The organism is Pseudomonas sp. Marseille-Q0931 (assembly GCF_940789645.1).
Taxonomy (GTDB): Bacteria; Pseudomonadota; Gammaproteobacteria; order Pseudomonadales; family Pseudomonadaceae; genus Aquipseudomonas.
This window is the reverse complement of sequence record NZ_CALNWT010000013.1, coordinates 12,350-36,458: the sequence shown is the minus strand read 5'-3', so window position 1 is coordinate 36,458 and position 24,109 is coordinate 12,350. Positions and strand designations below refer to the sequence as shown.

Sequence of the window (24,109 nt, the reverse complement as noted above, 5' to 3'; positions counted from 1 at the left end):
ACCCATCTTCCATCGGTTCAAGGAGTCAGCAGATGCAACAGTTCAAGATTAGCGGAATGTCATGCGGTCATTGCGTGCGTGCCGTCACCCAGGCGATCCAGGCGCTGGATCAGGCGGCCAGGGTCGAAGTCGATCTGGCCGCGGGGCTGGTGCGTGTGGAGGGCAGTCTGGACGCCGCGCAGATTCAGGCCGCGATCCGTGAAGAGGGCTATGAGGTTGTGCCCGCGTAGGACCCGGGCCGGCTAAGAACATGTTTTTTGCCTTGCATTGCGCTAGCTCGCGAGACTTTGAACAGGTTCTAAGGCCACTGCCGCAGCAGACCGCGAAAGCAGCTGTCGATCATGGCCGGGGTGTCGGTCTGGGCATCGAAAAGGTTGGGATCGCGCAGCCAATCACTGAACAGTCCGACAAGCAGCGCGTGCAGCGTGCGCGAGGCCAGGCGCGGGGTAATGCCCGGCTGCAGATGCGCTTGCACCGTCGGCAGGGCGAACTGCTGCTGGCACAGGTCGATGAACTGATTGACGAAGGTTTCGTGGCGCTCTTCGGCCTCGCGCAGTTCTTCGGTGAACTCGCAACGACGCAGCAGCACGGTGAGGATGCGCCGCCGCTGTTCATCCAGCACCAGATTGGCCATGGCCTCGATGCACAGATCGCGCAGCAACTGCAGCGATGACAGGCCGTCGACGGCAGCCAGTTGCTGAGCCAGCGGCTCCAGCGGCAGGCGTACCTGGTTGAGCATTTCGTGGAACAGATGTGCCTTGTTCTGGAAGTGCCAATAGACGGCCCCGCGAGTCACCCCGGCATGCCGGGCGATGTGCTCCAGGCTGGTATGGGCGACGCCACGCTCGAGGAACAATTGTTCCGCAGCGGCGAGGATGGCGCAGCGGGTTTTCTCTGCATCTTCTTTGGTTCTACGCATGGCGATCCGGCTAATTGGAGCTAGGCTCGATTGTACCGATTATGCCCGCCTGCTGGTGGCGCGCTTCTTTGTGCGGCTTCTGCTCTGCGTCTAGCCAAGGAGAGGGATGCATCATGTGGTTCGTTCGCCTGGATCGTTTCTGCCTGTCCGCAACGCTTATTTTCACCCTCGGTGCACAGGCCGCCGACGCGCCGCCCACGGCGGTGACGGTCGAACAGGCCAAGGTCGGCGACTTGCCTATCGTGCTGGAGTATCCCGCGCGGACCGCCGGTTACCGTGAGGTGCAGGTCAGGGCCCAGGTTGGCGGCATCCTGCAGGAACGCACCTACCAGGAGGGGAGCCGGGTACAGAAGGACCAGGTACTGTTTCGTATCGACCCGCGCCCCTACGAGGCGGCCCTGGCCCGCGCCAAGGGCGCACTGGCACAGGAGCAGGCGCGGTTCCGGCAGACCGATCGCGATCTCAAGCGTATCCGCGAATTGCAGAAGAAGGGCTTCGCCAGCGAGAGCGAACTGGACAACGCCATCTCCAATTTCGAGCAGAGCAAGGCCAATATCGAGGCGGCCCAGGCCGAGGTGCAGTCGCGCCAGATCGACCTCGATTACACCACGGTGAAGGCGCCGATCACCGGCATCACCAGCAAGGAAAGCGTCTCTGAAGGCAGTCTGATTGTCGCGGGCGACCCCAGCGCCAGCCTGCTCACGCAGATCACCCAGCTCGATCCGATCTTCGTCAATTTCGCCTATCCGGATGCCGAGGCCGAGCGCCTGCGCCGCGAGCTGTCCGAGGGCAGCCTGGTGCCGCCGGCCAGCGGCAAGCTGAATGTGGAGGTGCATTTCGGTGATGGTTCGGCGTATCCGACGGTGGGTGAGGTGGACTTCACCGACAGCCTGATCGACCGCGGCACCGGCACCGTCAGCGCCCGTGGCGTGGTGCCCAACCCCGAGCAGAAACTGCTGCCGGGGCAGTTCGTACGGGTGCAGGTCAAAGGCCTGACCCGCCCCAATGCCATTACCGTGCCGGAGCGCGCCGTCGCCCAGGGGCCACGCGGTACTTTCGTCTACGTCGTCGACGATCAGAACGTCGCGCGCATGCGTCAGGTCGCCACGGGCGACACCGCAGGTGGGCGCTGGTTGATCCTCTCCGGGGTCAGCGATGGTGAGCGGGTGATCGTCGACGGCCTGGCCAAGGTGCGGCCGGACAGCCCGGTCAAGGTCGAGGAGGCGCAGGCAGCCAAGCCCGCCAGCCAGGCGCAGGAGTAACGGCCATGATCTCGCGCTTCTTCATCGACCGTCCGGTGTTCGCCACCGTCATCTCCATCGTCGTCGTGCTCGCCGGGTTGGCCGCGATGCGTGCGCTGCCCATCGCCCAGTATCCGGAAATCCTGCCGCCGCAGGTGTCGGTCAGCGCCTCCTATCCCGGTGCCAGCTCGCAGGTCATCGCCGAAACCGTGGCGGCGCCGCTGGAGCAGGAGATCAACGGCGTCGAGAACATGATCTATCAGCTGTCGAACTCCTCCAGCAGCGGAGCGATGAGCCTGACGGTGTACTTCGAGGTCGGCACCGACCCGGACCAGGCCACCATCAACGTCAACAACAAGGTGCAGGCGGCGCTGGCCAAGCTGCCGGAAGAGGTACGCCGCCAGGGCGTGAAGGTGGAAAAGAAGTCCTCGGACATCCTCCAGGTGATCACCCTGTACTCGCCGGATGACTCACGCGACCCGATCTTCATCAGCAACTATGCGCTGATCAACGTCATCGACGAACTCAAGCGCCTCAAGGGCGTGGGCGATGCCAGCCAGTTCGGCTCCAAGGACTACTCCATGCGCATCTGGCTGCGCCCGGACAAACTGGCGCAGTACAACCTCACGCCCACCGACGTGGTCAATGCTATCCGCGAGCAGAACTCGCAGTTCGCCGCCGGCAGCTTCGGCCAGCAGCCGCTCAAGGAGCCGCAGGACTTCACCTACACGGTCACCACCCAGGGCCGCTTCACCGACCCCAAGGAGTTCGAAAGCGTCATCCTGCGCACTGACGACACCGGCGCCAGCCTGCTGCTCAAGGACGTGGCGCGGGTCGAACTGGGGGCGCAGGATTACTCGCTGGTCACCACCCTCAATGGCCAGCAGAACGCCGCCTTCGGCATCTATCTGCAGCCCGGCGCCAACGCGCTGGACACCGCCGAAGCGGTCGAGCGCACCATGCAGCGCCTGAGCCAGCGCTTCCCCGAGGGCATCGCCTACAAGATCCCCTACGACACCACCAAATTCGTCCAGGTCTCCATCGAGGAGGTGATCCACACCTTCTTCGAGGCGCTGGTGCTGGTGGTGCTGGTGGTGTTCATCTTCCTGCAGAACTGGCGCGCCACGCTGATCCCGGTGCTGGCGATTCCGGTGTCGCTGGTCGGCACCTTCGCTGGCATGTACATGCTGGGGTTCTCCATCAACCTGCTGACCCTGTTCGGCATGGTGCTGGCCATCGGCATCGTGGTGGACGACGCCATCGTGGTGATCGAGAACGTCGAGCGGGTCATGCGAACCGAACACCTCAACGCGCGGGATGCCTCGATCAAGGCCATGGAAGAGGTCACCGGGCCGATCATCGCCATCGTTCTGGTGCTCTGTGCCGTGTTCGTGCCGGTGGGCTTTCTTGGCGGCCTGGCGGGGCAGATGTACAAGCAGTTCGCGATCACCATCGCGGTCTCGGTGGTGATTTCCGGCATCGTCGCCCTGACCCTGTCGCCAGCGCTCTGCGCGCTGCTGCTCAAGCCCGGCCACCACGAGCCGGCTGCGCCGTTTCGCGCCTTCAACCGCTTCTTCGAAAAGGCCACGGAGGGCTACGGCGCCGGCGTGAGCTTCTTCCTCAAGCGCTCGCTGATCGGCCTGTTGCTGTTCGGCGGGATGATCGCGCTGATCATGCTGCTGTTTGCGCGGGTGCCCGGCTCCCTGGTGCCCGACGAGGATCAGGGCTACGTGATCAACGCCTACTACCTGCCGCCGGCGGCCTCGCTCAATCGTACCGAGGCGTTGAGTGGCGCGGTGACCCGGCAATTGATGGAGCACCCGGCGGTGCAGGACGTGGTGACCTTCGCCGGTTTCGACGTGCTCACCTTCGGCGTGCGCAGCAATGCCGGGGTGTCCTTCGTGCCGCTCAAGGACTGGAGCGAGCGCACCACCGATGAGCTCGATGCGCGCAACCTGACGCGCGAGTTCATGGGCATGGGCGCCGCGCAGAAGGACGGCCTGGTGTTGTCGTTCAACCCGCCGCCGATCACCGGCATGAGCACCACCGGTGGTTTCGAGTCCTACATTCAGGACCGCTCCGGTGGCAGCGTCGAGCAGCTTGGCGATAAGGTGCAGGCTTTCGTCGAGGCGGCCGGCAAGCGACCTGAGCTGGCCGGTGTGCAGAGCACCTTCAGTGCCAACGTGCCGCAGTACTACATCGACCTGGACCGCACCAAGACGCGTGCTCTGGGCGTCAGTGTCAGTGACGTGTTCACTGCCATGCAGGCGACCTTCGGCAGTTACTACGTCAACGATTTCACCCTCTACGGGCGCACCTGGCAGGTCAGTTTGCAGTCCGAATCGGAGTTCCGCCGCAAGCCGGAGGACCTCGGCCAGGTTTACGTGCGCTCCAGCGGTGGCGATCTGGTGCCGCTGTCGACCCTGCTGCGGGTGCGGCGCATCCTCGGCCCGGATTCCTACGACCGTTTCAACGTCTACCCGTCGGCCAAGGTGCTCGGTGGCCCGGCGCCGGGCTACAGCTCCGGGCAGGCGCTGGCGGCGATGCAGGAAGTGGCCGACGAGGTGCTCGGCGAGGATTACAGCCTGGGTTGGATCGGCTCGGCCTATCAGGAGCTGGCCACGCAAGGCTCGGGCGCCCAGGCCTTCGTCTTCGGCCTGATCCTGGTATTCCTGATCCTGGCGGCGCAGTACGAGCGCTGGACGCTGCCGCTGGCGGTGGTCACCGCCGTACCCTTCGCGGTGTTCGGGGCGATTCTCGCGGTGTGGCTGCGCGGCATTCAGAACGACGTGTACTTCCAGGTCGGCCTGGTCACCCTGATCGGCCTGGCGGCGAAGAACGCCATTCTCATCGTCGAGTTCGCGGTGATGCTACGCGCCGAGGGCAAGGGCATTTTCGACTCGGCGCTGGAGGCGGCCAAGCTGCGTTTCCGTCCCATCGTGATGACTTCGCTGGCGTTCATTCTCGGTTGCGTGCCGTTGGCCATCAGCTCTGGCGCCGGCTCGGCCAGCCGGCATTCCATCGGCACCGGGGTGATCGGCGGCATGCTCGCCGCCACGCTTCTGGCCACGTTCCTGATCCCGATGTTCTACCTGCTGGTAGAGTCGGCCGCCCAGCGTGTGAGTCGACGCGGCAAGACAAAGGAGGCAGAACCGCATTGAGCTACGCGAGCCGTCGTTCGGCGGCCCGCGCTTTCGCATGCAGCTGGTCGGTGAGATGATTAGCCGGCTAACAATAGTCCGGACTGTTCATGAACCTGCGAACCCTGCTGATTCTGGGCGCGCTATGCGCCTTCGGCCCTCTGGCCATCGATTTCTATCTGCCGAGTTTCCCCACCCTGGCCCAGCAGTTCGGCACCGATGTCGAGCATATCCAGCTGTCGCTGGCGGCCTATTTCATCGGCATCGCCATCGGCCAGCTGTTCTACGGGCCGCTGGCGGATCGTTTCGGTCGCCGCGTGCCGCTGCTGGTCGGGGTCGCCCTGTTCACCGTGGCATCGCTGGCCTGCGCCTTGGCGCCGAACCTGGAATGGCTGGTGGCCGCACGTTTCGTGCAGGCCCTGGGCGGCTGCGCCGGCATGGTCATCACCCGCGCCGTGGTGCGCGATCTGTGCGACCCACTGGCCTCGGCCAAGGTGTTCTCGCAACTGGTGCTGGTGATGGGGCTTGCGCCGATTCTCGCGCCTCTGGGGGGCGGCCTGCTGCTCAATACACTGGGCTGGCCTGCGATCTTCCACAGCCTGGCGATCTTCGCCGGACTGTGCCTGCTGGCTGTACTGCTCTGGCTTCCGGAAACGCGCCCGAAGGATCTGCAACCGGCGCCGCTGAGCGGTGCCTTCGGCCAGTACCGCGCGCTGCTGGGCAATGCGCCGTTCATGGGCTACAGCCTGGCCGGTGGCGTCGCCATGGCTGGCATGTTCGCCTATATCGCCGGCTCGCCCTTCATCTTCATCGAACTTTACGGCGTGCCGGCCGAGCACTATGGCTGGCTGTTCGGCAGCAACGCCGCGGGTTTCGTGGTCATGGCGCAGGTCAACGCGCGCCTGGTGCGCAACGGCGGCCCGGCGCGGTGGCTGCGGCGCATGGTGCTGGTGTACCTGGCCAGCGGTCTGAGCCTGCTGGCGCTGGCGTTGTGGCAGCCGGCGCAGCTGTGGCCGCTGCTGATTCCGCTGTTCATCTGCGTCGCCAGCCTCGGCTGCGTGCTGCCCAACGCCACGGCCTGCGCCATGGCGGGGCAGGGCCGTCATGCCGGCAGCGCTTCCGGACTGCTGGGCAGCATGCAGTTCAGCGTGGCGGCCGGCGCGTCGGCGCTGGTGGCCTACCTGCATGATGGCTCGGCCATGCCCATGGCGCTGGTGATCGCCCTGTGCGGTGCTGCCGCCAGTGGCTTTGCCTGGTGGAGCAAGCGCTTCGCGGTCTGACCCGGCGCGTTACAGGCGGGCTGCCTTGAATGTGTCGCAACGCCCCGGCTGACCGCTGTCGAAACCGGTGCTGAACCAGCGCACGCGCTGCTGCGAAGTACCATGGGTGAAGGCATCCGGCACCACCTGGCCGCGCGCCTGCTTCTGCAGGCGGTCATCGCCGATGGCGCTGGCGGCGTTCAGCGCCTCTTCCAGGTCGCCTGCCTCCAGCCAGTCGTGCCGTCGTTGCGCGTGATGCGCCCAGACCCCGGCCAGGCAGTCGGCCTGCAACTCCTGACGCACCAGCAGGCCACCATCGCCCTCGACGCGTTCGCCGCGCTGGCGTGCCGCATTGACCTTGGCCGACACGCCCAGCAGCGTCTGCACGTGGTGGCCGACCTCATGGGCGATCACGTAGGCCTGGGCGAAGTCGCCGGCAGCGGAGAAGCGCTGCTCCATCTCGCGGAAGAACGCCATGTCCAGATACACGCGCTGATCGCCAGGGCAGTAGAACGGGCCGACCGCCGAGCTGGCGAAGCCGCAGGCGGAATTGACGTTACCGGAGAACAGCACCAGTTTCGGGTCGCGATACTGCTGGCCGGCCTGCTGGAACAGCTCGCGCCAGGTGTCCTCGGTGTCGCCGAGAATGGCGCGGACGAACTCGCTCTGCTCGTCGTTGGCTGGCGGTGCGCTTTGTGTCTGCGCGACCTGTGGCTGGGTGGCCTGGCCGGCGATCTGGCCGAGGATCTGCAGCGGGTCCTGCCCGGTCAGCAAGCCGAAGATGACGATCAGCGCGACGCCGCCGAGGCTCAGGCCGCCACCGAGGCGCCTGCCGGAACGGCCGCGCGCGTCCACCACGTTGTCACTGCGTCTACCGCGTTGCCAGCGCATGGCTGCACTCCCGGGTTACTGATCGCTGCAGTGTAGCTGCCTTGGCGCCGTCTCAGTTGCCCGGGTAGTCACTGAGCAGTTGGTCCTGGCGCTCGCGATCCAGGCCGATCACCTGATAGGCATCGACACGGTCGCCATATTCCATGCCTGGCGAGCCCATGGGCATGCCGGGGACGGCGGCGCCGATCAGGTCCGTGCGCTCGCGCAGCTTGAGAATGTCAGCGGCCGGTACGTGGCCCTCGACGAACTTGCCGTCGATCACGCCGGTGTGACAGGAGGCCAGGCGCGGCGGCACGCCAAGCTTCTGTTTGACGGCGCCCATGTCGGCCTCGACATGGTCGTTGACGGTGAAGCCGTTGTCCTGCAGGTGGCTGATCCAGGCCTTGCAGCAGCCGCAATTGGCGTCGCGATGCACGTCGATGGTCAGCGGCTCGCTGGCGTGCGCCAGGCCGGAGAAGAGGAAGAGGGCGAGCAGGGAACGACGCATGGCAAGGCTCCAGATTAACCAGCGCCCAGCATAGCCCCGCGGCGGGCACGGCCCAAGTGCTTGCGACCATGCGTCGCGACCGGCGGCGCTACGTGGCTTCCAGCGCGAGCCAGGCTCAGCGCCTTTCCAGCAGCACGCCGGCTTCCATGTGGTGGGTATAGGGGAACTGGTCGAACAGTGCGCAGCGCGTCACTTTGTGCGTGTCGGCGAGTTGCGCAATGTTGGCGGCCAGGGTTTCCGGGTTGCAGGAGATATACAGGATGCGCTCGAAGCGCCGGGTCAGCTCGCAGGTGTCCGGGTCCATGCCGGCGCGCGGCGGGTCGACGAACACGCTGCCGAAGTCGTAACTCTTCAGGTCGATGCCGGCCAGGCGGCGGAACGGGCGCACCTCGTTGAGCGCCTGGGTCAGCTCTTCGGCGGACAGGCGCACCAGCTCGACGTTGTCCACGCCGTTATCGGCCAGGTTGGCCAGGGCGGCGTTCACCGAGGTCTTGCTGATTTCGGTGGCCAGCACGCGGCGCACGCGGGTCGCCAGCGGCAGGGTGAAGTTGCCGTTGCCGCAGTACAGCTCCAGCAGATCATCCTCGCGCTCGCCGAGCACGTCATAGGCCCAGCCGAGCATCTTCTCGCACACCGCGCCGTTGGGCTGGGTGAACGCACCTTCCGGCTGGCGATAACGGAACGTGCGTCCGGCTACGCTCAATTCCTCTTCCACGTAATCGCGACCGATCACCAGGCGCTGGCCACGGGAGCGGCCGACGAGGCTGACGTTCAGCTCGGCGGCCAGTTTCTCCGCCTCGGCCTGCCAGGCCTCGTCCAGCGGGCGGTGGTAGGCCAGGGTGATCAGCGAATCGCCTGCCAGGGTGGTGAGAAATTCCACCTGGAACAGCTTGAACGACAGCACCTCGCTGGCCTGCCAGGCGGTGCGCAGGCGCGGCATCAGCTCGTTGATGCGCAGGCTGGCGATAGGGAAGTCGTCGAGCAGGATCGGCGTGTGCTTGTCGCCCGGGGCGAACATCGCGTAGTGGCGCTGGCCGTCTTCACGCCACAGGCGGAACTCGGCGCGCATGCGGTAGTGCTCGCGCGGCGAGTCGAACACCGCAGGCTCCGGCGCGGCGAAGGGCGCCAGCAGTTCGACCAGGCGCGTCTTCTTCTCGGCGAGTTGGGCGTCGTAGGTGGCGGGGTCGAATGCGGGGCGGCTCATCGGTCACTCATGGGGCAGGAAAACGGGGCGCCATTGTAGCGATTCCGTTGCTGGCGTGCCGTGGTCATCGATCATTGGTGGTGCAGGACGCGGAGCGTCCTGGGAGGCGTTCCCACGCGGAGCGTGGGAACGATCTGGGGGGTTGATCAGGCGAAGTAGGCCAGCTTGACGATGAACAGGGCAGAGAGCACCCACATCGCCGCGTTCAGCTCACGGGCACGGCCGGACAGCAGCTTGATGCCGGTCCAGGCGATGAAGCCGAAGGCGATACCGTTGGCGATGGAGAAGGTCAGTGGCATGGCCAGGGCGGCGACCACCACGGGGGCGGCGACGGTCAGGTCGTCCCAGTCGATTTGCGCCAGGCTGCTCATCATCAGCACGGCGACGAACAGCAGCGCCGGAGCCGTGGCGTAAGCCGGCACTGAGCCGGCCAGCGGGGCGAAGAACAGGCTGAGCAGAAACAGCGCGGCGACCACGCAGGCGGTGAGGCCGGTGCGCCCGCCGGCACTGATGCCGGCAGCGGATTCGATATAGCTGGTGGTGGTGCTGGTGCCCAGTGCGGCGCCGGCCATGGTCGCGGTGCTGTCGGCCAGCAGGGCTTGGCCCAGACGCGGCATCTTGCCGTCCTTGTCCAGCAGGTCGGCCTTCTGCGCAACGCCGACCAGGGTGCCCGACGTGTCGAACAGGTCGACGAAGAGGAAGGCGAAGATCACGCTGACCAGGCCGATGTCCAGCGCACCGGCGATATCCAGTTGCAGCAGGGTCGGCATCAGCGACGGCGGCATGGAGATCACGCCCGGCAGCTCGGACAGGCCGAGGGCGATGGACAGGCCGGTGACCAGCAGGATGCCGATCATCACCGCGCCGGTGACCTTGCGATAGGCCAGCGCGGCGATGACGAAGAAGCCCAGGCAGGCCAGCAATGCGCCGCCCTGGCTCATGTCGCCGAGGCCGACCAACGTGGCCGGGTGATCGACGACGATGCCGGCGTTCTTCAGTGCGATGATCGCCAGGAACAGGCCGATGCCGGCGGCGATGCCGGCGCGCAGGGCCAGGGGGATGCTGTTGATGATCCACTCGCGGATCTTGAAGATCGACAGCAGAAAGAAGATCGCGCCGGAGAGGAACACCGCGCCCAGCGCGGTCTGCCAGCTGTAACCCATGGTCATGACCACGGTGTAGGTGAAGAAGGCGTTGAGGCCCATGCCCGGCGCCAGGGCGATCGGGTAGTTGGCCAAAAGACCCATGACCAGCGAGCCGATGGCGGCGGCCAGGCAGGTGGCGACGAACACCGCGCCGTGGTCCATGCCGGTCTCGGCCAGCATGTTGGGGTTGACGAAGAGGATGTAGGCCATGGTCAGGAAAGTGGTGATCCCGGCCAGCACCTCGGTGCGCACCGTGGTGTTGTGGGCTTTGAGTTGGAACAGTCTTTCCAGCATGGTGGCTCCCCGAGGCGCGAACGCGCCGAAATGGTCTGCAGACAGCAAAGCACATCCGTCCGTAAGGGCCGGAAAATTGCTCGGTCTTGCAAAAGCCGCGCATCATACCAGCAAGGTTTTGCCGGGTGAATTTGTGGTCTTTCGGCCTTTCATGACCAGCCGGACTGTTTCGTTTTCTGCCTGAAGGAGTTGAAAAATGAGCAAGCGAGCGCTGATTGCTGTCGCCGACGGCATCGAAGATATCGAATGCGTGACCCTGATCGACGTGCTGCGCCGCGCCGATGTGGAGGTGCTGGTGGCCAGTGTCGAGGAACGCCGAATGATCACCTGCGCCCGCGGCACCCGCCTGACCGCCGACGCCATGCTGGTGGACGTGCTGGCGCAGGATTTCGACCTGATCGTCCTGCCCGGTGGCATGCCCGGCGCGCAGCGCCTGGCCGATTTCGAGCCGCTGGCCGAGCGCGTGCGCAAGCAGGCCAAGGCCGGCGAACTGTTCGCCGCCATCTGCGCCGCGCCGGCGGTGGCGTTGCAGAATTACGGCGTGCTCAGGCAGCGGCGCATGACCTGCTACCCGGCGTTCAGCGATCGTCTGAGTGGCTGCACCTTCGTCGACGAGGCGGTGGTGGTCGACGGCAACTGCATCACCAGCCAGGGGCCGGCAACGGCGCTGGCCTTCGCCCTGACCCTGGTAGAACAGTTGGTCGGGCGCGGCACGCGCAAGGAAGTGGCCGAGGCGATGTTGGTGTAGGTCGCGGCGCTGGCCATGATCTTCCCCGGATTGTATCCGGGCTACGTCTCCTGGCCTTCCTGCTCCAGCAACTGACGCTAGCGCTGCAGCTATGTAGGGCGGGAGCAACCCGCCATCAGCGGCCTGGCGGGTTACATCCGCCCTACGAACGACGACCTCCGGGTGCGTCGGGAAGCCGCCGATGGGTTACGACTGCTCCTGCTCCAATAGTCGCCGCTTGCGCTGCAGCCCCCAGCGATAGCCGCTGAGGCTGCCATCGCTGGCTACCACGCGGTGGCACGGCAGCAGCAGGCCGATGGCGTTGCTGGCGCAGGCGCGGGCAACCGCTCGCGGATGACTATCCAGTTGCCCGGCCAGCTCGGCATAACTGCGGGTTTCGCCGCTGGGGATGTGCTGCAGGGCCTGCCAGACGCGCTGCTGGAATGCGCTGCCGCGAATGTCCAGGGGCAGATGAGCCGCGCGCTCGGGTTCTTCGAGCTGCGCCAGCACCTGCTGCAGCCAGCTGCGCAGGCCTGCCTCGTCCTCTTCGAGCTGCGCCGCGGCAAAGCGCTGTTGCAGTTCCTCGCGCAGGGCCGCCGGCTGATCGCCGAACAGCAGCGCACAAACGCCCTTGTCGCTGGTGGCCAGCAGCACCTGGCCGAGCGGGCAGGGCGCGATGCTGTAACGCAGGCGCTCGCCAGCCCCGCGCTGGCGGCGTTGTGCCGGTGTCAGGGCCTGGGGCTTTTCGTACAGCGCGCGGGTGCCGGAATAGCCGGCGGCCAGGGCCGCATCGAGCACGCTATCGGCCTTTGGTAAATGAGCCTCCAGGCGCTGGCGCCGTTGCGCCGTTGCCCAGGCGTTGGGCGTCATGCCGGTGCGCGTCTTGAACGCTCGGGCCAGATGCGATGACGACAGGCCGATGCGTGCGGCCAGTTGCGTCAGTGTCAGGCGCTGTTCGCCACGCAGCAGTTCACAGGCGGCTGCGACCAGCGCGTCGAGTTGTTGTGCCGGGCTCTGGCCTTGCGGCGAGCAGCGCTTGCAGGGGCGAAATCCAGCAGCTTCTGCACGTTGCGCATCGCCATGAAAACTGACGTTGTCGCGCCGTGGTCGCCGCGCCGGGCAGTTCGGTCGGCAATAGATGCCGGTGCTGCGTACGGCGAAGACGAAGCGTCCGTCGAACGCCTCGTCGCGTTCGCAGACGGCCTGCCAGCAACGTTCCTGATCGAGCATGGGGGTGCCTTGCGCTAAGGATCATGGTGTCGATTGTCGGCTGGCGCCGCTGCTCTGCCAATCCGTATTGCACTTTCAAACCCCAGGCAAGGTCATTTGTATGACGGCCTGAGCGCAACTACAGCCCAGCACCGTCGATCAGGGTAGAAGGGTGCAAACGGAGGTCGCCATGCGCGGGATGCTCGACAGGTCGGAGCAGGAATTGATTCTGGTGGTGGATGATGCGGTGGATGCACGACAGCGGCTCGGCGCGCTGCTGGTCGATCGCTATCAGGTGCGACTGGTCGGCAACGAAGAGGCCCTGCAAGCTGCCAGGGCACGCCCGCAACCGGACCTGATCCTGCTCAACTGGCAGGATGACTACGCATTGTGCCGCGAGCTGAAGAGCGGCCCGCAAACCCGCTATATCCCGCTGATCCTGGTGACGGCCAGAAGCGATGCCGCCGACGAGCAGTTGGGCTTCGACCTCGGTGCCGCCGACTACATCACCAAGCCGGTCAGCCCGCCCATCGTGCTCGCCCGCGTGCGGGCGCAGCTGCAGCTCAAAGCCGCAACCGATTACCTGCGTGACAAAAGCGAATACCTGGAACTCGAGGTCAAGCGCCGTACGCGTGATATCCAGCGTTTGCAGGACGTCACCATCGAGGCCATGGCCAGCGTCGCGGTGATGCGCGACAACCCGCGCAGCCGTCGCCTGGCGCGGATCGAACGCTACATGATTGGCCTAGCCACCGCCCTGGCGCGGCAGCAGCCTGCCCTGTCGGAGCTGCTGAGCGAGGAGCGCATCGCCCAGTTGGGCAAGTCGGCCATGCTGCATGTGATCGACAGGCTGACCCTGCCCGATCGCATCCTGCTCAGCCATGGCGAGCCGGACGAGAGTGACCTGCACCTGTTGAGCGAGGGGGTGATCGCCGGCTGTGATGCGCTGGAAAGGGCTGAGCGCAAGCTGGGCAGCATCACCGACTTCTTGTCCGACGCCAAGGACATCGTCTACGGCCAGCACGAACGTTGGGACGGCAAAGGCTATCCGCAGGGCCTGTTCGGTGAGCAGATACCGCTGTCGGCTCGGTTGATGGCACTGGTGGGGCACTTCGAAGAGCTGACCTGCCAGCATGCCTACCTGCCGGCCGTCAGCCCAGAGCAGGCGGTGACGCAGATTTGCGCGGCCAGCGGCACGCGCTTCGATCCGCTGGTGGTGTTGGCCTTCGTCGAAGCAGCGCCGGAGTTTCTGCATATCGCCAAAACCCTGGCCGATGATGCCGCTGTGGTCGGCGTCGAGCTGCAGCGCCTGGAGGATTCGCTGGGGGAAAGCATCGAGATGACTTTGCCGCCAGCGCCTTGACGTAAGGCGGCTCCGGCAGTTGCGCGTCTCTATCCACGCTTTCGAGTAAGTGTCGGCAAGGAATGCGAAACGCCGTTATCCGTCGATAACGGCGTTTTCTCGTTTTCGCTCGGGGATCAGGGCATCTGCACTTCGATGACGCCATCGGCGCTGACCGTGACCTGGCTGGTGCCAGCCTCGATCTGCGGCGTGGGCGCCGCATCCATCATCGCCATGCTCTTGGCTTCGAAGTTGCGCATGGCCATCGGCGGTTGGAATCCCCCGGTGCTGATGCTCAGGTTGACCAGCTTGTAGCTCTTGCCACCCAGTGCTTCGGTGGCCAGTTGCGCGCGTGCCTTGAAGGCGTCGACGGCGTCCTTGAGCATGGCGTCCTCGCGGGTCTTGCGGGTATCGGTGGCGATGCTGAAGTCCATGCCGGCCATCTTCATCGATTGCAGCAGGTCGCCGGTCAGGGCCGACAGACGAGCGAAGTCGGCACTTTCCATGCGCACCTCGGCGCGCTCGCGCCAGGCGGTGATGTTCTGCCCCTTGTCGTCATACACCGGATAGCTGTTGCGGCTGCCCAGCTTGACCGAAACGCCGCGTACCTGGCGTACCTGCTCCAGGGTCTTGTTGAGGGTGTTGGTGATCTCGGCTGCCAGCTTGGCCGGGTCGCTGTTCTGCGCTTCGGTGTAGAGGGTGACGTGCATCAGGTCGTGGGCGACCTCCTGGTTCACCTCGGCGCGCAGGGCGATCTGGTTGTAGCGCGCCTCGTCGGCAAGCAGACCTGTACTGGCCAGGCCGGCGATGGTCAGGGCGAGGATGGAGGCGATACGGGGCATGGTGCGCATGTGCAGTTCCTTTTTCAGTGACCTTGGTGGCCGTTTCCCGAGGGTAGACGAAGACGGGTGACGATTCGGGTTAACCTGTTTGAGTTTTTTTGCGCGTTCAAACAGGGTGCAGAGGTGTGCGTCCGGTTGCCGCAGCGGCGCAGGGCCGCAGCAGGCTTGGTTATACTCGCCGCGATCAATTGGAGTCGCCATGCTCGAACCTGTGCAGTTACTCTCCGCCAGTCGCCAGAATCTCTGGCGCCTGACCCTCATTCGAATTCTGGTGCTGGCCGCCCAGGCAGGCTCGGTCGGGCTTGCCTACAAATCGGGCATGATACCGCTGCCGTGGTTGCAGTTATCGGTCACCCTTGGCGTTTCTCTGCTGCTGTGCCTGGGCACGGCGCTGCGCCTGCGCGGTCCCTGGCCGGTGACCGAGGTCGAGTACGCGGTACAACTGGGCTGCGACCTGATCATCCACAGTGTGCTGCTGTATTACTCGGGCGGTTCGACCAATCCCTTCGTCTCCTATTACCTGGTGCCGCTGACCATCGCCGCGGCGACGCTGCCCTGGCTATTTACCATCGTGCTATCGGGCCTGGCCCTGACTGGATATACCCTGCTGCTGGTATGGACGCACCCGCTCGAACTGCCCGCCGCTCGCGAGAGCCTGCTGGTCTACGGCATGTGGCTGAGCTTCGCCCTGGCGGCATCGTTGATCACCTTCTTCGTAGCCAAAATGGCCGAGGAGCTGCGTCGGCAGGACGAGCTGCGTGCCGAGCGCCGCGAGGAAAGCCTGCGTGATCAACAACTGCTGGCCGTGGCCACCCAGGCCGCTGGCGCCGCCCACGAACTGGGCACGCCGTTGGGCACCATGAGCGTGCTGCTCAAGGAACTGCGCCAGGAATACCGCGACACGCCCGCCCTGCAGGACGACCTGGCCCTGCTGCAGGAGCAGGTCAAGCTGTGCAAGTTCACCTTGCAACAGCTGGTGCGCGCCGCCGAGAACGATCGGCGCCAGGCGGTTATCGAGCAGTCCAGCGTGGAGTGGCTGGAAACCACCCTCAATCGCTGGCACCTGATGCGCCCCGAGGCCAGCTACCGCTACCAGTGCCTGGGCCGCGGCACGCCGCCGCGCATCATGCCGCCGGCAGACCTGACCCAGGCGCTGCTCAACCTGCTCAATAATGCCGCCGATGCCTGCCCGGACAAGCTCGACATCTGCCTGGACTGGGACCATCAGTGGCTGCGCCTGAGCATTCGTGACCATGGCGTCGGCGTGCCGCTGGCCATCGCCGAACAGCTGGGTCGACCTTTCTTCACCACCAAGGGCAAGGGCTTCGGCCTGGGGTTGTTCCTCAGCCAGGCCAGCGTGACCCGTGCTGGTGGCACGGTTAAGTTGTATAACCATGAAGAAGGCGGCACCCTCACCGAATTGAAGTTGCCGCGTGCCTATGGCGTGGCCTGATTAGGAAAACCAAGCATGAGCGAAGAATCCCTGTTCGAAGGCGAAGAGCATCCGCATCTGCTGCTGGTGGATGATGATCCCACCTTCACTCGCGTGATGGCGCGCGCCATGAGTCGCCGCGGCCTGCGCGTCTCCACCGCGTCCAGCGCCGAAGAGGGCCTGGCCCTGGCCAAGGACGATCTGCCGGATTACGCCGTGGTCGACCTGAAGATGGAAGGCGACTCCGGCTTGGTACTGCTGCCCAAGCTGCTGGAGCTGGACGCCGAGATGCGCGTGGTGATTCTCACCGGCTATTCCAGCATCGCCACCGCGGTGGAGGCCATCAAGCGCGGCGCGGCCAACTACCTGTGCAAGCCGGCCGATGCTGACGACGTGCTCACTGCGCTGCTTTCCGAACACGCCGACCTCGACAGCCTGGTGCCGGAAAACCCGATGTCGGTGGACCGCCTGCAGTGGGAACATATCCAGCGCGTGCTGGCCGAGCACGAGGGCAACATCTCTGCTACTGCCCGCGCCCTCGGCATGCACCGCCGTACCTTGCAGCGCAAGCTGCAGAAACGCCCGGTTCGCCGCTGATGCGCTGCAGCGTATCGGGCGTGCTGCGCGCTTTTTTGTAGGAGCGGCTTTAGCCACGAAACGTCTGGCTCACTGGCCTAATCGCGGCTGAAGCGAAATGCCGCCCAGCCGTCCTGCGCGAGCGAATATTGGCATTCTGTGCCCATAGCCTAGAAATGCTTAGCCAGCTAATATAGGTCGTCAGACAACCTGCTGGTGTCGTCATGCTCGCCGTCGCTGCACAAACCCTCGCCATTACCGCGCCCGTGTTCGCCATGCTGTTTCTCGGCGTGGTGCTCAAACGTGTGCGCTGGATCGATACGTCCTTCATCGACACAGCCTCGAGCCTGGTGTTTCGCGGCACCATGCCGACCCTGTTGTTTCTTGGGGTGGTCAAGGCCGACCTGGATGCGGCCATGCAGCCGCAGTTGCTGAGCTACTTCTTCCTGGCCACCGTGGCCTCGTTCTTCGTGGCCTGGGCCTGGGCGATCTGGCGGGTGCCGTTCGAAGATCGCGGCATCTACACCCAGGGCGCCTTCCGCGGCAACAACGGCATCGTCGGCCTGGCACTGGCCACCAGCATGTACGGTGACTACGGCCTGTCGGTCGGCTCGTTGCTCGCGGCATTGGTGATCCTCTGCTACAACGCGCTCTCGGCCGTCGTACTGGCCATCTACAGCCCCGGCGTCAAGCCCGGTGCCAAGGCCATCGTACGCAGCATCGTGACCAATCCGATGATCATCGGCGTGCTGATGGCGGTGCCGATCGCCTACTGGAAAATCCCGCTGCCGCAGTGGTTCCTGACCTCGGCCGAGTACTTCGCGCAGATGACCTTGCCGCTGGCGCTGATCTGTATCGGCGGCACGCTGAGTCTGGCGTCGCTGCATCGCAGCAGCGGCACCGCCATCGGTTCGGGCATGATGAAAATGGTCTGGCTGCCCCTGCTGAGTACCTCTGGCGCCTGGCTGTTGGGCTTTCGCGGTGCGGACCTGGCGATCCTCTTCCTCTATTTCGCCAGCCCGACGGCGGCGGCCAGCTTCGTCATGGCCCGTGCGGTGGGGGCCAACCATGAGCTGGCGGCAGCCATCATCGTCATCACCACCTTAGCGGCGGTGGTCACCACCAATATCGGTCTGCTGTTGCTGCAGTGGGGTGGTTGGATCTAGCGTTTCGATAGTCGCCTGAACTCGGTTTTCAAGGAAAAGAAAAATGAGTGATTCCATCCACTGGTTCGTTGTGATCTGTCCCAGTGACGAGCAGGCGCGTGTGCGGGGGCGGTCGCTGCTGGACTGGCTGATCGAGCGAAAGATCGTCGCGGCGCAGGTCTGCCCGTGCAGTGGCCTCTATCTGCCAGGGGACGCTGCGCAGGGATTCGACCGCGCTATCGACTACTGCGGCGTTCAGCTCGTACAGGAGCGTACCGTATTCCATGCGGGCGACAGTGGCGTGGAAGGATTGGCCTGCCCGAGCTGTCAGCAGGTCAGCGCGGCTGATGAAATCGTCTGGGACGAGGCTGTCGGCAACTGGTTCGCCGGGCACGACGATGCGACGCTGAACTGCCCGGCCTGTAAACGGGCCGGACGCCTGCACGACTGGCAGTTCCTGCCCATGCCCTGGGCCTTCGGCAATCTGGGGGTGGGCTTCTGCAACTGGTGGCCCGATGAGCCGATGATCCAGGCACTGCTGGCTGAACTGGGGCCTGATACGCGTCAGGTTCGCCAGCACATCTGAGGTTTTGCCTCAGAGGCTGAGCCAGAACGCCCGATGCGCCTCATGTTTCGCCGCATGGGTACGCAGGCGGGCTGCTAGGTTTCAGATGCGTTGCGCTGCCATTCGTCGATCACCTCCTGCGCCGCGCGGAAGGCATCGATGCTGGCCGGCACACCGGCATACACCGCGCAGTGCAGGAGGGTTTCGCGAATTTCCTCGACGGTGCAGCCGTTGTTCAGCGCGCCGCGCACGTGGCCCTTGAGTTCCTGCGGGCATTTCAATGCGGTGAGCGCAGCCAGGGTGATCAGGCTGCGCGTCGCGCGCGGCAGGCCGCTGCGCGTCCACACGCCGCCCCAGGCATGCTCGTTGACGAAATCCTGCAGCGGCTGGGTGAACTCGGTGGCATTGCCCAGGGCGCGGTCGACGAAGGCATCGCCCATCACCTCACGGCGTACCTGCAGCCCGCGGTCATGGTTCTCGCTCATGCTCACACCTGCTCGCCACGCTGTTTGTGCCAGGCACGCCCGGCAATGATCACCAGGGTAATGACGGTGAGCGGCAGCACATAGCCGATCATTGCGTCACCGAAGGTTTCGGCCTGCGGGCGGCCGGTGCTGAACAGCACCAGGTACAGGGTGTAGGCCACGTAGTAGGCGAGGAACAGCAGACCTTCCCAGCGGTTGATGCGATAGCCGGTGAAGAAGATCGGCAGGCAGGCCACCGCCACGGCAATCATCACCGGGAAGTCGAAGGCCAGCGCATTGGCGGCTACCGGAATGGCTGCCGGCGAAACCAGCGAGGCTAGGCCCAGCACGCACAGCAGGTTGAAGATGTTGCTGCCGACGATATTGCCCACGGCGATGTCGCGCTCGCCCTTGAAGGCCGCGATGATCGAGGTGGCCAGCTCCGGCAGCGAGGTGCCGATGGCGATCACCGTCAGGCCGATCACCAGCTCCGAAAGCCCCAGGGCGCGAGCCAGTTGCACGGCGCCTTCGACCAGGAAGTTGGAGCCCACCACCAGCAGCACCAGGCCCGCGATGACCAGGCCCAGGTTGATCGCCCAGGCATAGGGTTTGGGCGCTTCGTCGAGGCCGAACTCCTTGGCGAACTCGTCATCCTCGTTCTTGTTCTCCTTGCGCGCGCTGTAGATCAGAAAACCGGTGTAGGTCAGCACGCCGGCGAACAGCAGGGCGCCGTCGAGGCGACTCAGCGCGCCGTCCCAGGCCAGCGCATAGACCACCAGGCTGGCGCCGATCATGATCGGCACATCGAGGCGGATCAACTGGCGCGAGACGATCAGCGGCGCGACCAGGGCCGTCACACCGAGGATCAGCAGGACGTTGGCGATATTGCTGCCGATCACGTTGCCGATTGCCAGGTCGCCGCTGCCGTTGAATGCCGATTGCACGCTGACCGCGGTTTCCGGGGCGCTGGTGCCGAAGGCCACCACGGTCAGGCCGATTACCAGCGGTGGAATGCCGAACTGTGCGGCCAGCTTGGCGGCGCCGCGCACCAGCACTTCGGCGCCAGCGACCAGCAGCACCAGGCCGGCGATCAGGTAGACATAGGTCATCAGGGTCATTGCAGGGTAGCTCCGGAAAAAGTGCGGCTAGTGTAGCGATGGCGTTGTACGCCGCCAGATGCTGCAGAAAGATTTTGTTGCCAATTGTTGGTCAGTCCAGCGCCTCGACCCGTACCGGCACCACGCCTGCGCGCAGCATGTCCAGGCGCACGGCGGCGGCGCGTGAAACGTCGATCACGCGGCCGCGTACGAAGGGCCCACGATCATTGATGCGCAATACGACGCTACGTTCATTGTTCAGGTTGGTCACCCGCACACGTGTGCCGAACGGCAGGGTGCGATGCGCAGCGGTCAGCGCGCTCTGATCGAAGCGTTCGCCGCTGGCGGTGCGTTTGCCGTGGTGCGCCTGAGCGTAGTATGAGGCCTTGCCGGTTTCGCTGCCGCCTGCGCCGCCGCCGAAGGTGGAGCAGCCGCCGAGTGCGGCGAGTGCGGCAAGTAGAATGCAGGTGCGTAGCCCGGATGCAATCCGGGGCAATGAAGGTTCCCGGATTGCATCCGGGCTACGGATCGTCATCTGTCGTTTCCCCATAAAAAACGCCGGCGGAACCCGGCGTTTTTCAGTATCAAGCGAACCGGTCTGGCTCAGCCTTCGAGCTTCTTCTTCAGCAGTTCGTTCACTTGCCCCGGGTTGGCCTTGCCCTTGGAGGCTTTCATGGCCTGGCCGACGAAGAAACCGAACATCTTGCCGCGCTTGGCTTCGTCGCTGGCGCGGTACTGCTCGACCTGCTCGGCGTTGGCCGCCAGCACCTCATCGAGCATCTTCTCGATGGCGCCGCTGTCGGTGACCTGCTTGAGGCCCTTGCTCTCGATGATCGCATCGGCGCTGCCTTCACCGGCCGCCATGGCCTCGAACACCATCTTGGCGATCTTGCCGCTGATGGTGTTGTCCTTGATGCGCAGGATCATGCCGCCCAGCTGCTCGGCGGACACCGGCGACTGCTCGATCTCCAGACCCTCTTTATTGAGCAGGCTGGACAGCTCGCCCATCACCCAGTTGGCGGCCAGCTTGGCATCGCCGCAGGCTTTCTCGACCGCTTCGAAGTAATCGGCCATTTCGCGGCTGGCGCTGAGCACGCTGGCATCATAGGTGGACAGGCCGAACTGACTCTCGAAACGCTCGCGCTTCTGCGGCGGCAGCTCGGGCAGCGCGGCGCGCAACTCGTCGAGGAAGCTGCGCTCGATGACCACCGGCAGCAGGTCCGGGCAGGGGAAGTAACGGTAGTCGTTGGCTTCTTCCTTGCTGCGCATGGAGCGGGTCTGATCCTTGTTGGGATCGTAAAGGCGGGTTTCCTGCACCACCTTGCCGCCGTCCTCGATCAGCTCGATCTGGCGCTGCACTTCGTGGTTGATGGCTTTCTCGATGAAGCGGAACGAGTTGACGTTCTTGATCTCGGCGCGGGTGCCGAACTCGGCCTGGCCCTTCGGCCGTACCGACACGTTGCAGTCGCAGCGCAGCGAGCCTTCGGCCATGTTGCCGTCGCAGATGCCCAGGTAGCGCACCAGTGCGTGGATGGCCTTGACGTAGGCCACCGCTTCCTTGGCCGAGCGGATGTCCGGCTCGGAAACGATTTCCAGCAGCGGCGTGCCGGCGCGGTTCAGGTCGATGCCGCTCATGCCGTGGAAGTCTTCGTGCAGGCTCTTGCCGGCATCCTCTTCCAGGTGCGCACGGGTAATGCCGATGCGCTTGACGGTGCCGTCTTCCAGGGTGATGTCGAGGAAGCCCTTGCCGACGATGGGGTGGTCCATCTGGCTGGTCTGGTAGCCCTTCGGCAGGTCCGGGTAGAAGTAGTTCTTGCGCGCGAAGACGTTACGCTCGGCGATTTCGGCGTCGATGGCCAGGCCGAACTGGCAGGCCATGCGCACGGCTTCGGCGTTGAGCACCGGCAGGGTGCCGGGCATGCCGAGGTCGACCAGGCTGGCCTGGGTGTTGGGCTCGGCGCCAAAGGTGGTGGCGCTGGCCGAGAAAATCTTCGATTGGGTGCTGAGCTGAGCGTGAATCTCGAGCCCGATCACGGTTTCCCATTGCATGTTCAATGTCCCTCAAATGTTTTGCGGTCTGCCCCTCTCCCGCTTGCGGGAGAGGGTTGGGGAGAGGGTGACGGGCCGTACCTTCTCCCGGTCCCTCTCCGTTCTTCACAAAGAATGAGAGAGGGGAGGGTTGTTTCAGAATCCGGCGGGCGTCGCTTTATGCCAGTCGCTGACCTGCTGGTACTGGTGCGCGATGTTGAGCAGGCGACCTTCCTGGAAGTAGTTGCCGAGCAGTTGCACGCCCACCGGCAGGCCATCGACGAAGCCGGCCGGCATCGACAGACCGGGGATGCCGGCCAGGTTGGCGGTGATGGTGTAGATGTCTTCGAGGTAGGCCGAGACCGGGTCGCCGCCTTTCTCACCAATCTTCCAGGCCAGGTTCGGCGTGGTCGGGCCGAGGATCACGTCGACGTCATTGAACGCGGCGACGAAGTCGTTCTTGATCAGTCTGCGGATCTGCTGGGCCTTGATGTAGTAGGCGTCGTAGTAGCCGGCCGACAGCGCGTAGGTGCCGATCATGATGCGCCGTTTGACTTCCGCACCGAAGCCTTCGCCGCGCGAGCGTTTGTACAGGTCTTCGAGGTTCACCGGGTTTTCGCAGCGATAGCCGAAACGCACGCCGTCGAAGCGCGACAGGTTGGAGCTGGCTTCTGCCGGGGCGATCACGTAGTAGGCGGGAATCGCGTGCTGCATGTTCGGCAGGCTGATGTCCTTGATGGTGGCGCCGAGCTTTTTCAGCTCCTCGACCACGGCCATGACCTTCTCGCCGATGCGTGCATCGAGGCCGGCGCCGAAGTATTCCTTGGGCAGACCGATGCGCAGGCCGGCCAGCGGCTGGGCCAGCGCCGCCAGGTAGTCATCCACCGGCTGATCGACGCTGGTGGAATCCTTGGCGTCGAAACCGGCCATGGCGCCGAGCAGCAGGGCGCAGTCCTCGGCGGTGCGGGCCAGTGGGCCGCCCTGATCAAGGCTGGAGGCGTAGGCGATCATGCCCCAGCGCGAGACGCGGCCGTAGGTCGGCTTGATGCCGGTGAGGTTGGTCAGCGCCGCCGGCTGGCGGATCGAACCGCCGGTGTCGGTGCCGGTGGCGGCCGGAATCAGGCGCGCCGCTACGGCTGCAGCGGAACCACCTGAGGAGCCGCCGGGCACGCGGCTTGTGTCCCAGGGGTTCTTGACCGCGCCGTAGTGGCTGGATTCGTTGGCCGAGCCCATGGCGAACTCGTCCATGTTCAGCTTGCCGAGGGTCACGGTACCGGCGTTGGCGAGTTTCTCAACCACGGTGGCGTCGTAGGGCGCCTTGAAGCCGGTGAGGATCTTCGAGGCGCAGGAGGTCAGCACGCCGTTGGTGCAGAACAAGTCCTTGTGCGCGATCGGCGCGCCGAGCAGGGCGCCGTTCTCGCCAGCGGCGCGGCGGGCGTCCGCGGCCTTGGCCTGTTCGATGGCCAGCTCTTCGGTAATGGTGATGAAACTGTTGAGCTGGGGGTCGAGCTGATTGATGCGCGCCAGCAGGGCGCGGCTCAGTTCTTCGGCGGAGAATTGCTTGTCGGCGAGGCCGCGGGCGATCTCGGCCAGGGTCAGTTGATGCATGTCGGGCCCTTTCCTTTATTCGATGACTTTCGGCACGAGGTACAGGCCGCTTTCCACGGCCGGGGCGATGGCCTGGTAGGCGTCGCGCTGGTTGCTCTCGTTGACCACGTCGGCACGCAGGCGCTGGGTCGCTTCCAGCGGGTGCGCCATGGGTTCGATGCCCTGGGTATCGACGGCCTGCATCTGGTCGATCAGGCCGAGGATGTTGTTCAGGGTCTCGGTGGTTTGCGGAATATCGCCTTCGTTCAGACCCAGGCGGGCCAGGTGGGCGATTTTTTCCACCTCGGAGCGTTCAAGCGCCATCAGGGGTTCTCCAGGGGAAGTGTGACAGAGAGGACAAGCAGGGAACGGATGCCGCGAGCCGGCGGTCAAAGGCCGCGCTGTGCAGCTGCAAGGCCCGGAAAAACAGGCAATCTACCATATTGCCGCCTTGCTCAAAATCCCTGCCGTTGTTAGAGTTTGCCGCACTTTTTACCCGCGCGTTTTTCCGCGTC

General features: G+C 64.9%; 23 protein-coding genes. 10 read left to right on the top strand and 13 right to left on the bottom strand.

The window, feature by feature from the left end; all coding sequences use genetic code 11:
- The first annotated feature begins 32 nt into the window (after positions 1–32).
- The gene (locus P3C50_RS19175) at positions 33–230 is read left to right on the top strand and encodes a heavy-metal-associated domain-containing protein (RefSeq protein WP_275547176.1); all 198 of its coding nucleotides are present in this window, start codon (positions 33–35) and stop codon (positions 228–230) included.
- 68 nt (positions 231–298) lie between these two features.
- Here the strand turns inward: P3C50_RS19175 and P3C50_RS19170 are convergent, their stop codons facing one another.
- Complete coding sequence (locus P3C50_RS19170) at positions 299–919, bottom strand: TetR family transcriptional regulator (protein WP_275547175.1); 621 nt, start codon at positions 917–919, stop codon at positions 299–301.
- Between the two features lie 113 nt (positions 920–1,032).
- Here P3C50_RS19170 and P3C50_RS19165 point away from each other — a divergent pair, with 113 nt between their 5' ends.
- From P3C50_RS19165 to P3C50_RS19155, 3 genes are all read left to right on the top strand, one after another.
- Entirely contained in the window at positions 1,033–2,181 is a 1,149-nt protein-coding gene (locus tag P3C50_RS19165) for an efflux RND transporter periplasmic adaptor subunit (protein ID WP_197857595.1), read from the top strand.
- A gap of 5 nt (positions 2,182–2,186) precedes the next feature.
- On the top strand, positions 2,187–5,321 hold the full coding sequence (locus P3C50_RS19160; RefSeq protein ID WP_275547174.1) for an efflux RND transporter permease subunit: 3,135 nt from the start codon (positions 2,187–2,189) through the stop codon (positions 5,319–5,321).
- A gap of 89 nt (positions 5,322–5,410) precedes the next feature.
- Positions 5,411–6,580 (top strand): Bcr/CflA family multidrug efflux MFS transporter, encoded by a 1,170-nt coding sequence (locus P3C50_RS19155; RefSeq protein ID WP_275547173.1) that lies wholly within the window; start codon positions 5,411–5,413, stop codon positions 6,578–6,580.
- 9 nt (positions 6,581–6,589) lie between these two features.
- Here P3C50_RS19155 and P3C50_RS19150 read toward each other — a convergent pair whose 3' ends face one another.
- The 4 genes from P3C50_RS19150 to P3C50_RS19135 all read right to left on the bottom strand — a co-directional run bounded on the left by P3C50_RS19150 (position 6,590) and on the right by P3C50_RS19135 (position 10,580).
- Positions 6,590–7,450: a neutral zinc metallopeptidase gene (locus tag P3C50_RS19150; RefSeq protein WP_275547172.1), complete on the bottom strand. Its 861-nt coding sequence runs from the start codon at positions 7,448–7,450 to the stop codon at positions 6,590–6,592.
- Positions 7,451–7,502: 52 nt separating this feature from the next.
- Positions 7,503–7,937, bottom strand: coding sequence for a DUF411 domain-containing protein (locus P3C50_RS19145; protein WP_275547171.1), 435 nt, complete (start codon positions 7,935–7,937; stop codon positions 7,503–7,505).
- A 115-nt stretch (positions 7,938–8,052) separates the two neighbouring features.
- The gene (gene trmA, locus P3C50_RS19140; RefSeq protein WP_275547170.1) at positions 8,053–9,141 is read right to left on the bottom strand and encodes a tRNA (uridine(54)-C5)-methyltransferase TrmA; all 1,089 of its coding nucleotides are present in this window, start codon (positions 9,139–9,141) and stop codon (positions 8,053–8,055) included.
- Positions 9,142–9,287: 146 nt separating this feature from the next.
- The gene (locus P3C50_RS19135; protein ID WP_275547169.1) at positions 9,288–10,580 is read right to left on the bottom strand and encodes an NCS2 family permease; all 1,293 of its coding nucleotides are present in this window, start codon (positions 10,578–10,580) and stop codon (positions 9,288–9,290) included.
- Positions 10,581–10,776: 196 nt separating this feature from the next.
- Here P3C50_RS19135 and P3C50_RS19130 point away from each other — a divergent pair, with 196 nt between their 5' ends.
- Positions 10,777–11,328, top strand: coding sequence for a DJ-1 family glyoxalase III (locus P3C50_RS19130; protein ID WP_275547168.1), 552 nt, complete (start codon positions 10,777–10,779; stop codon positions 11,326–11,328).
- 186 nt (positions 11,329–11,514) lie between these two features.
- Here the strand turns inward: P3C50_RS19130 and ada are convergent, their stop codons facing one another.
- On the bottom strand, positions 11,515–12,537 hold the full coding sequence (ada, locus tag P3C50_RS19125) for a bifunctional DNA-binding transcriptional regulator/O6-methylguanine-DNA methyltransferase Ada (protein WP_275547167.1): 1,023 nt from the start codon (positions 12,535–12,537) through the stop codon (positions 11,515–11,517).
- A 169-nt stretch (positions 12,538–12,706) separates the two neighbouring features.
- Here ada and P3C50_RS19120 point away from each other — a divergent pair, with 169 nt between their 5' ends.
- Positions 12,707–13,879 (top strand): HD domain-containing phosphohydrolase, encoded by a 1,173-nt coding sequence (locus P3C50_RS19120; protein WP_275547166.1) that lies wholly within the window; start codon positions 12,707–12,709, stop codon positions 13,877–13,879.
- 116 nt (positions 13,880–13,995) lie between these two features.
- On the opposite strand, the gene P3C50_RS19115 is transcribed toward P3C50_RS19120, so the two are convergent.
- The gene (locus P3C50_RS19115) at positions 13,996–14,709 is read right to left on the bottom strand and encodes an SIMPL domain-containing protein (RefSeq protein WP_275547165.1); all 714 of its coding nucleotides are present in this window, start codon (positions 14,707–14,709) and stop codon (positions 13,996–13,998) included.
- A 190-nt stretch (positions 14,710–14,899) separates the two neighbouring features.
- Between P3C50_RS19115 and P3C50_RS19110 the strand changes: the two genes are divergently transcribed.
- From P3C50_RS19110 to P3C50_RS19095, 4 genes are all read left to right on the top strand, one after another.
- A complete protein-coding gene (locus tag P3C50_RS19110; protein ID WP_197857584.1) occupies positions 14,900–16,153 on the top strand; it encodes an ATP-binding protein in 1,254 nt (417 codons plus the stop codon).
- A gap of 15 nt (positions 16,154–16,168) precedes the next feature.
- A complete protein-coding gene (locus P3C50_RS19105) occupies positions 16,169–16,729 on the top strand; it encodes a response regulator transcription factor (protein WP_013714077.1) in 561 nt (186 codons plus the stop codon).
- 203 nt (positions 16,730–16,932) lie between these two features.
- On the top strand, positions 16,933–17,874 hold the full coding sequence (locus tag P3C50_RS19100; RefSeq protein WP_275547164.1) for an AEC family transporter: 942 nt from the start codon (positions 16,933–16,935) through the stop codon (positions 17,872–17,874).
- 43 nt (positions 17,875–17,917) lie between these two features.
- Positions 17,918–18,439, top strand: coding sequence for a hypothetical protein (locus tag P3C50_RS19095; protein WP_275547163.1), 522 nt, complete (start codon positions 17,918–17,920; stop codon positions 18,437–18,439).
- A gap of 74 nt (positions 18,440–18,513) precedes the next feature.
- Here P3C50_RS19095 and P3C50_RS19090 read toward each other — a convergent pair whose 3' ends face one another.
- From P3C50_RS19090 to gatC, 6 genes are all read right to left on the bottom strand, one after another.
- The gene (locus tag P3C50_RS19090; protein WP_275547162.1) at positions 18,514–18,903 is read right to left on the bottom strand and encodes a carboxymuconolactone decarboxylase family protein; all 390 of its coding nucleotides are present in this window, start codon (positions 18,901–18,903) and stop codon (positions 18,514–18,516) included.
- A gap of 2 nt (positions 18,904–18,905) precedes the next feature.
- On the bottom strand, positions 18,906–20,000 hold the full coding sequence (locus P3C50_RS19085; protein ID WP_197857580.1) for a calcium/sodium antiporter: 1,095 nt from the start codon (positions 19,998–20,000) through the stop codon (positions 18,906–18,908).
- 91 nt (positions 20,001–20,091) lie between these two features.
- Positions 20,092–20,514: a septal ring lytic transglycosylase RlpA family protein gene (locus P3C50_RS19080; protein WP_275547161.1), complete on the bottom strand. Its 423-nt coding sequence runs from the start codon at positions 20,512–20,514 to the stop codon at positions 20,092–20,094.
- A 68-nt stretch (positions 20,515–20,582) separates the two neighbouring features.
- The gene (gatB, locus tag P3C50_RS19075) at positions 20,583–22,028 is read right to left on the bottom strand and encodes an Asp-tRNA(Asn)/Glu-tRNA(Gln) amidotransferase subunit GatB (RefSeq protein ID WP_197857578.1); all 1,446 of its coding nucleotides are present in this window, start codon (positions 22,026–22,028) and stop codon (positions 20,583–20,585) included.
- Between the two features lie 135 nt (positions 22,029–22,163).
- A complete protein-coding gene (gatA, locus tag P3C50_RS19070; RefSeq protein ID WP_275547160.1) occupies positions 22,164–23,615 on the bottom strand; it encodes an Asp-tRNA(Asn)/Glu-tRNA(Gln) amidotransferase subunit GatA in 1,452 nt (483 codons plus the stop codon).
- A gap of 15 nt (positions 23,616–23,630) precedes the next feature.
- Positions 23,631–23,918 (bottom strand): Asp-tRNA(Asn)/Glu-tRNA(Gln) amidotransferase subunit GatC, encoded by a 288-nt coding sequence (gene gatC, locus P3C50_RS19065; protein ID WP_275547159.1) that lies wholly within the window; start codon positions 23,916–23,918, stop codon positions 23,631–23,633.
- Positions 23,919–24,109: the final 191 nt, after the last annotated feature.

Excerpts from the sequence above, each read along its gene's own strand:
- P3C50_RS19175 (WP_275547176.1), top strand. The coding sequence starts at position 33 with ATGCAACAGTTCAAGATTAGCGGAATGTCATGCGGTCATTGCGTGCGT.
- P3C50_RS19170 (WP_275547175.1), bottom strand. The coding sequence starts at position 919 with ATGCGTAGAACCAAAGAAGATGCAGAGAAAACCCGCTGCGCCATCCTC.
- P3C50_RS19165 (WP_197857595.1), top strand. The coding sequence starts at position 1,033 with ATGTGGTTCGTTCGCCTGGATCGTTTCTGCCTGTCCGCAACGCTTATT.
- P3C50_RS19160 (WP_275547174.1), top strand. The coding sequence starts at position 2,187 with ATGATCTCGCGCTTCTTCATCGACCGTCCGGTGTTCGCCACCGTCATC.
- P3C50_RS19155 (WP_275547173.1), top strand. The coding sequence starts at position 5,411 with ATGAACCTGCGAACCCTGCTGATTCTGGGCGCGCTATGCGCCTTCGGC.
- P3C50_RS19150 (WP_275547172.1), bottom strand. The coding sequence starts at position 7,450 with ATGCGCTGGCAACGCGGTAGACGCAGTGACAACGTGGTGGACGCGCGC.
- P3C50_RS19145 (WP_275547171.1), bottom strand. The coding sequence starts at position 7,937 with ATGCGTCGTTCCCTGCTCGCCCTCTTCCTCTTCTCCGGCCTGGCGCAC.
- trmA (WP_275547170.1), bottom strand. The coding sequence starts at position 9,141 with ATGAGCCGCCCCGCATTCGACCCCGCCACCTACGACGCCCAACTCGCC.
- P3C50_RS19135 (WP_275547169.1), bottom strand. The coding sequence starts at position 10,580 with ATGCTGGAAAGACTGTTCCAACTCAAAGCCCACAACACCACGGTGCGC.
- P3C50_RS19130 (WP_275547168.1), top strand. The coding sequence starts at position 10,777 with ATGAGCAAGCGAGCGCTGATTGCTGTCGCCGACGGCATCGAAGATATC.
- ada (WP_275547167.1), bottom strand. The coding sequence starts at position 12,537 with ATGCTCGATCAGGAACGTTGCTGGCAGGCCGTCTGCGAACGCGACGAG.
- P3C50_RS19120 (WP_275547166.1), top strand. The coding sequence starts at position 12,707 with ATGCGCGGGATGCTCGACAGGTCGGAGCAGGAATTGATTCTGGTGGTG.
- P3C50_RS19115 (WP_275547165.1), bottom strand. The coding sequence starts at position 14,709 with ATGCGCACCATGCCCCGTATCGCCTCCATCCTCGCCCTGACCATCGCC.
- P3C50_RS19110 (WP_197857584.1), top strand. The coding sequence starts at position 14,900 with ATGCTCGAACCTGTGCAGTTACTCTCCGCCAGTCGCCAGAATCTCTGG.
- P3C50_RS19105 (WP_013714077.1), top strand. The coding sequence starts at position 16,169 with ATGAGCGAAGAATCCCTGTTCGAAGGCGAAGAGCATCCGCATCTGCTG.
- P3C50_RS19100 (WP_275547164.1), top strand. The coding sequence starts at position 16,933 with ATGCTCGCCGTCGCTGCACAAACCCTCGCCATTACCGCGCCCGTGTTC.
- P3C50_RS19095 (WP_275547163.1), top strand. The coding sequence starts at position 17,918 with ATGAGTGATTCCATCCACTGGTTCGTTGTGATCTGTCCCAGTGACGAG.
- P3C50_RS19090 (WP_275547162.1), bottom strand. The coding sequence starts at position 18,903 with ATGAGCGAGAACCATGACCGCGGGCTGCAGGTACGCCGTGAGGTGATG.
- P3C50_RS19085 (WP_197857580.1), bottom strand. The coding sequence starts at position 20,000 with ATGACCCTGATGACCTATGTCTACCTGATCGCCGGCCTGGTGCTGCTG.
- P3C50_RS19080 (WP_275547161.1), bottom strand. The coding sequence starts at position 20,514 with ATGACGATCCGTAGCCCGGATGCAATCCGGGAACCTTCATTGCCCCGG.
- gatB (WP_197857578.1), bottom strand. The coding sequence starts at position 22,028 with ATGCAATGGGAAACCGTGATCGGGCTCGAGATTCACGCTCAGCTCAGC.
- gatA (WP_275547160.1), bottom strand. The coding sequence starts at position 23,615 with ATGCATCAACTGACCCTGGCCGAGATCGCCCGCGGCCTCGCCGACAAG.
- gatC (WP_275547159.1), bottom strand. The coding sequence starts at position 23,918 with ATGGCGCTTGAACGCTCCGAGGTGGAAAAAATCGCCCACCTGGCCCGC.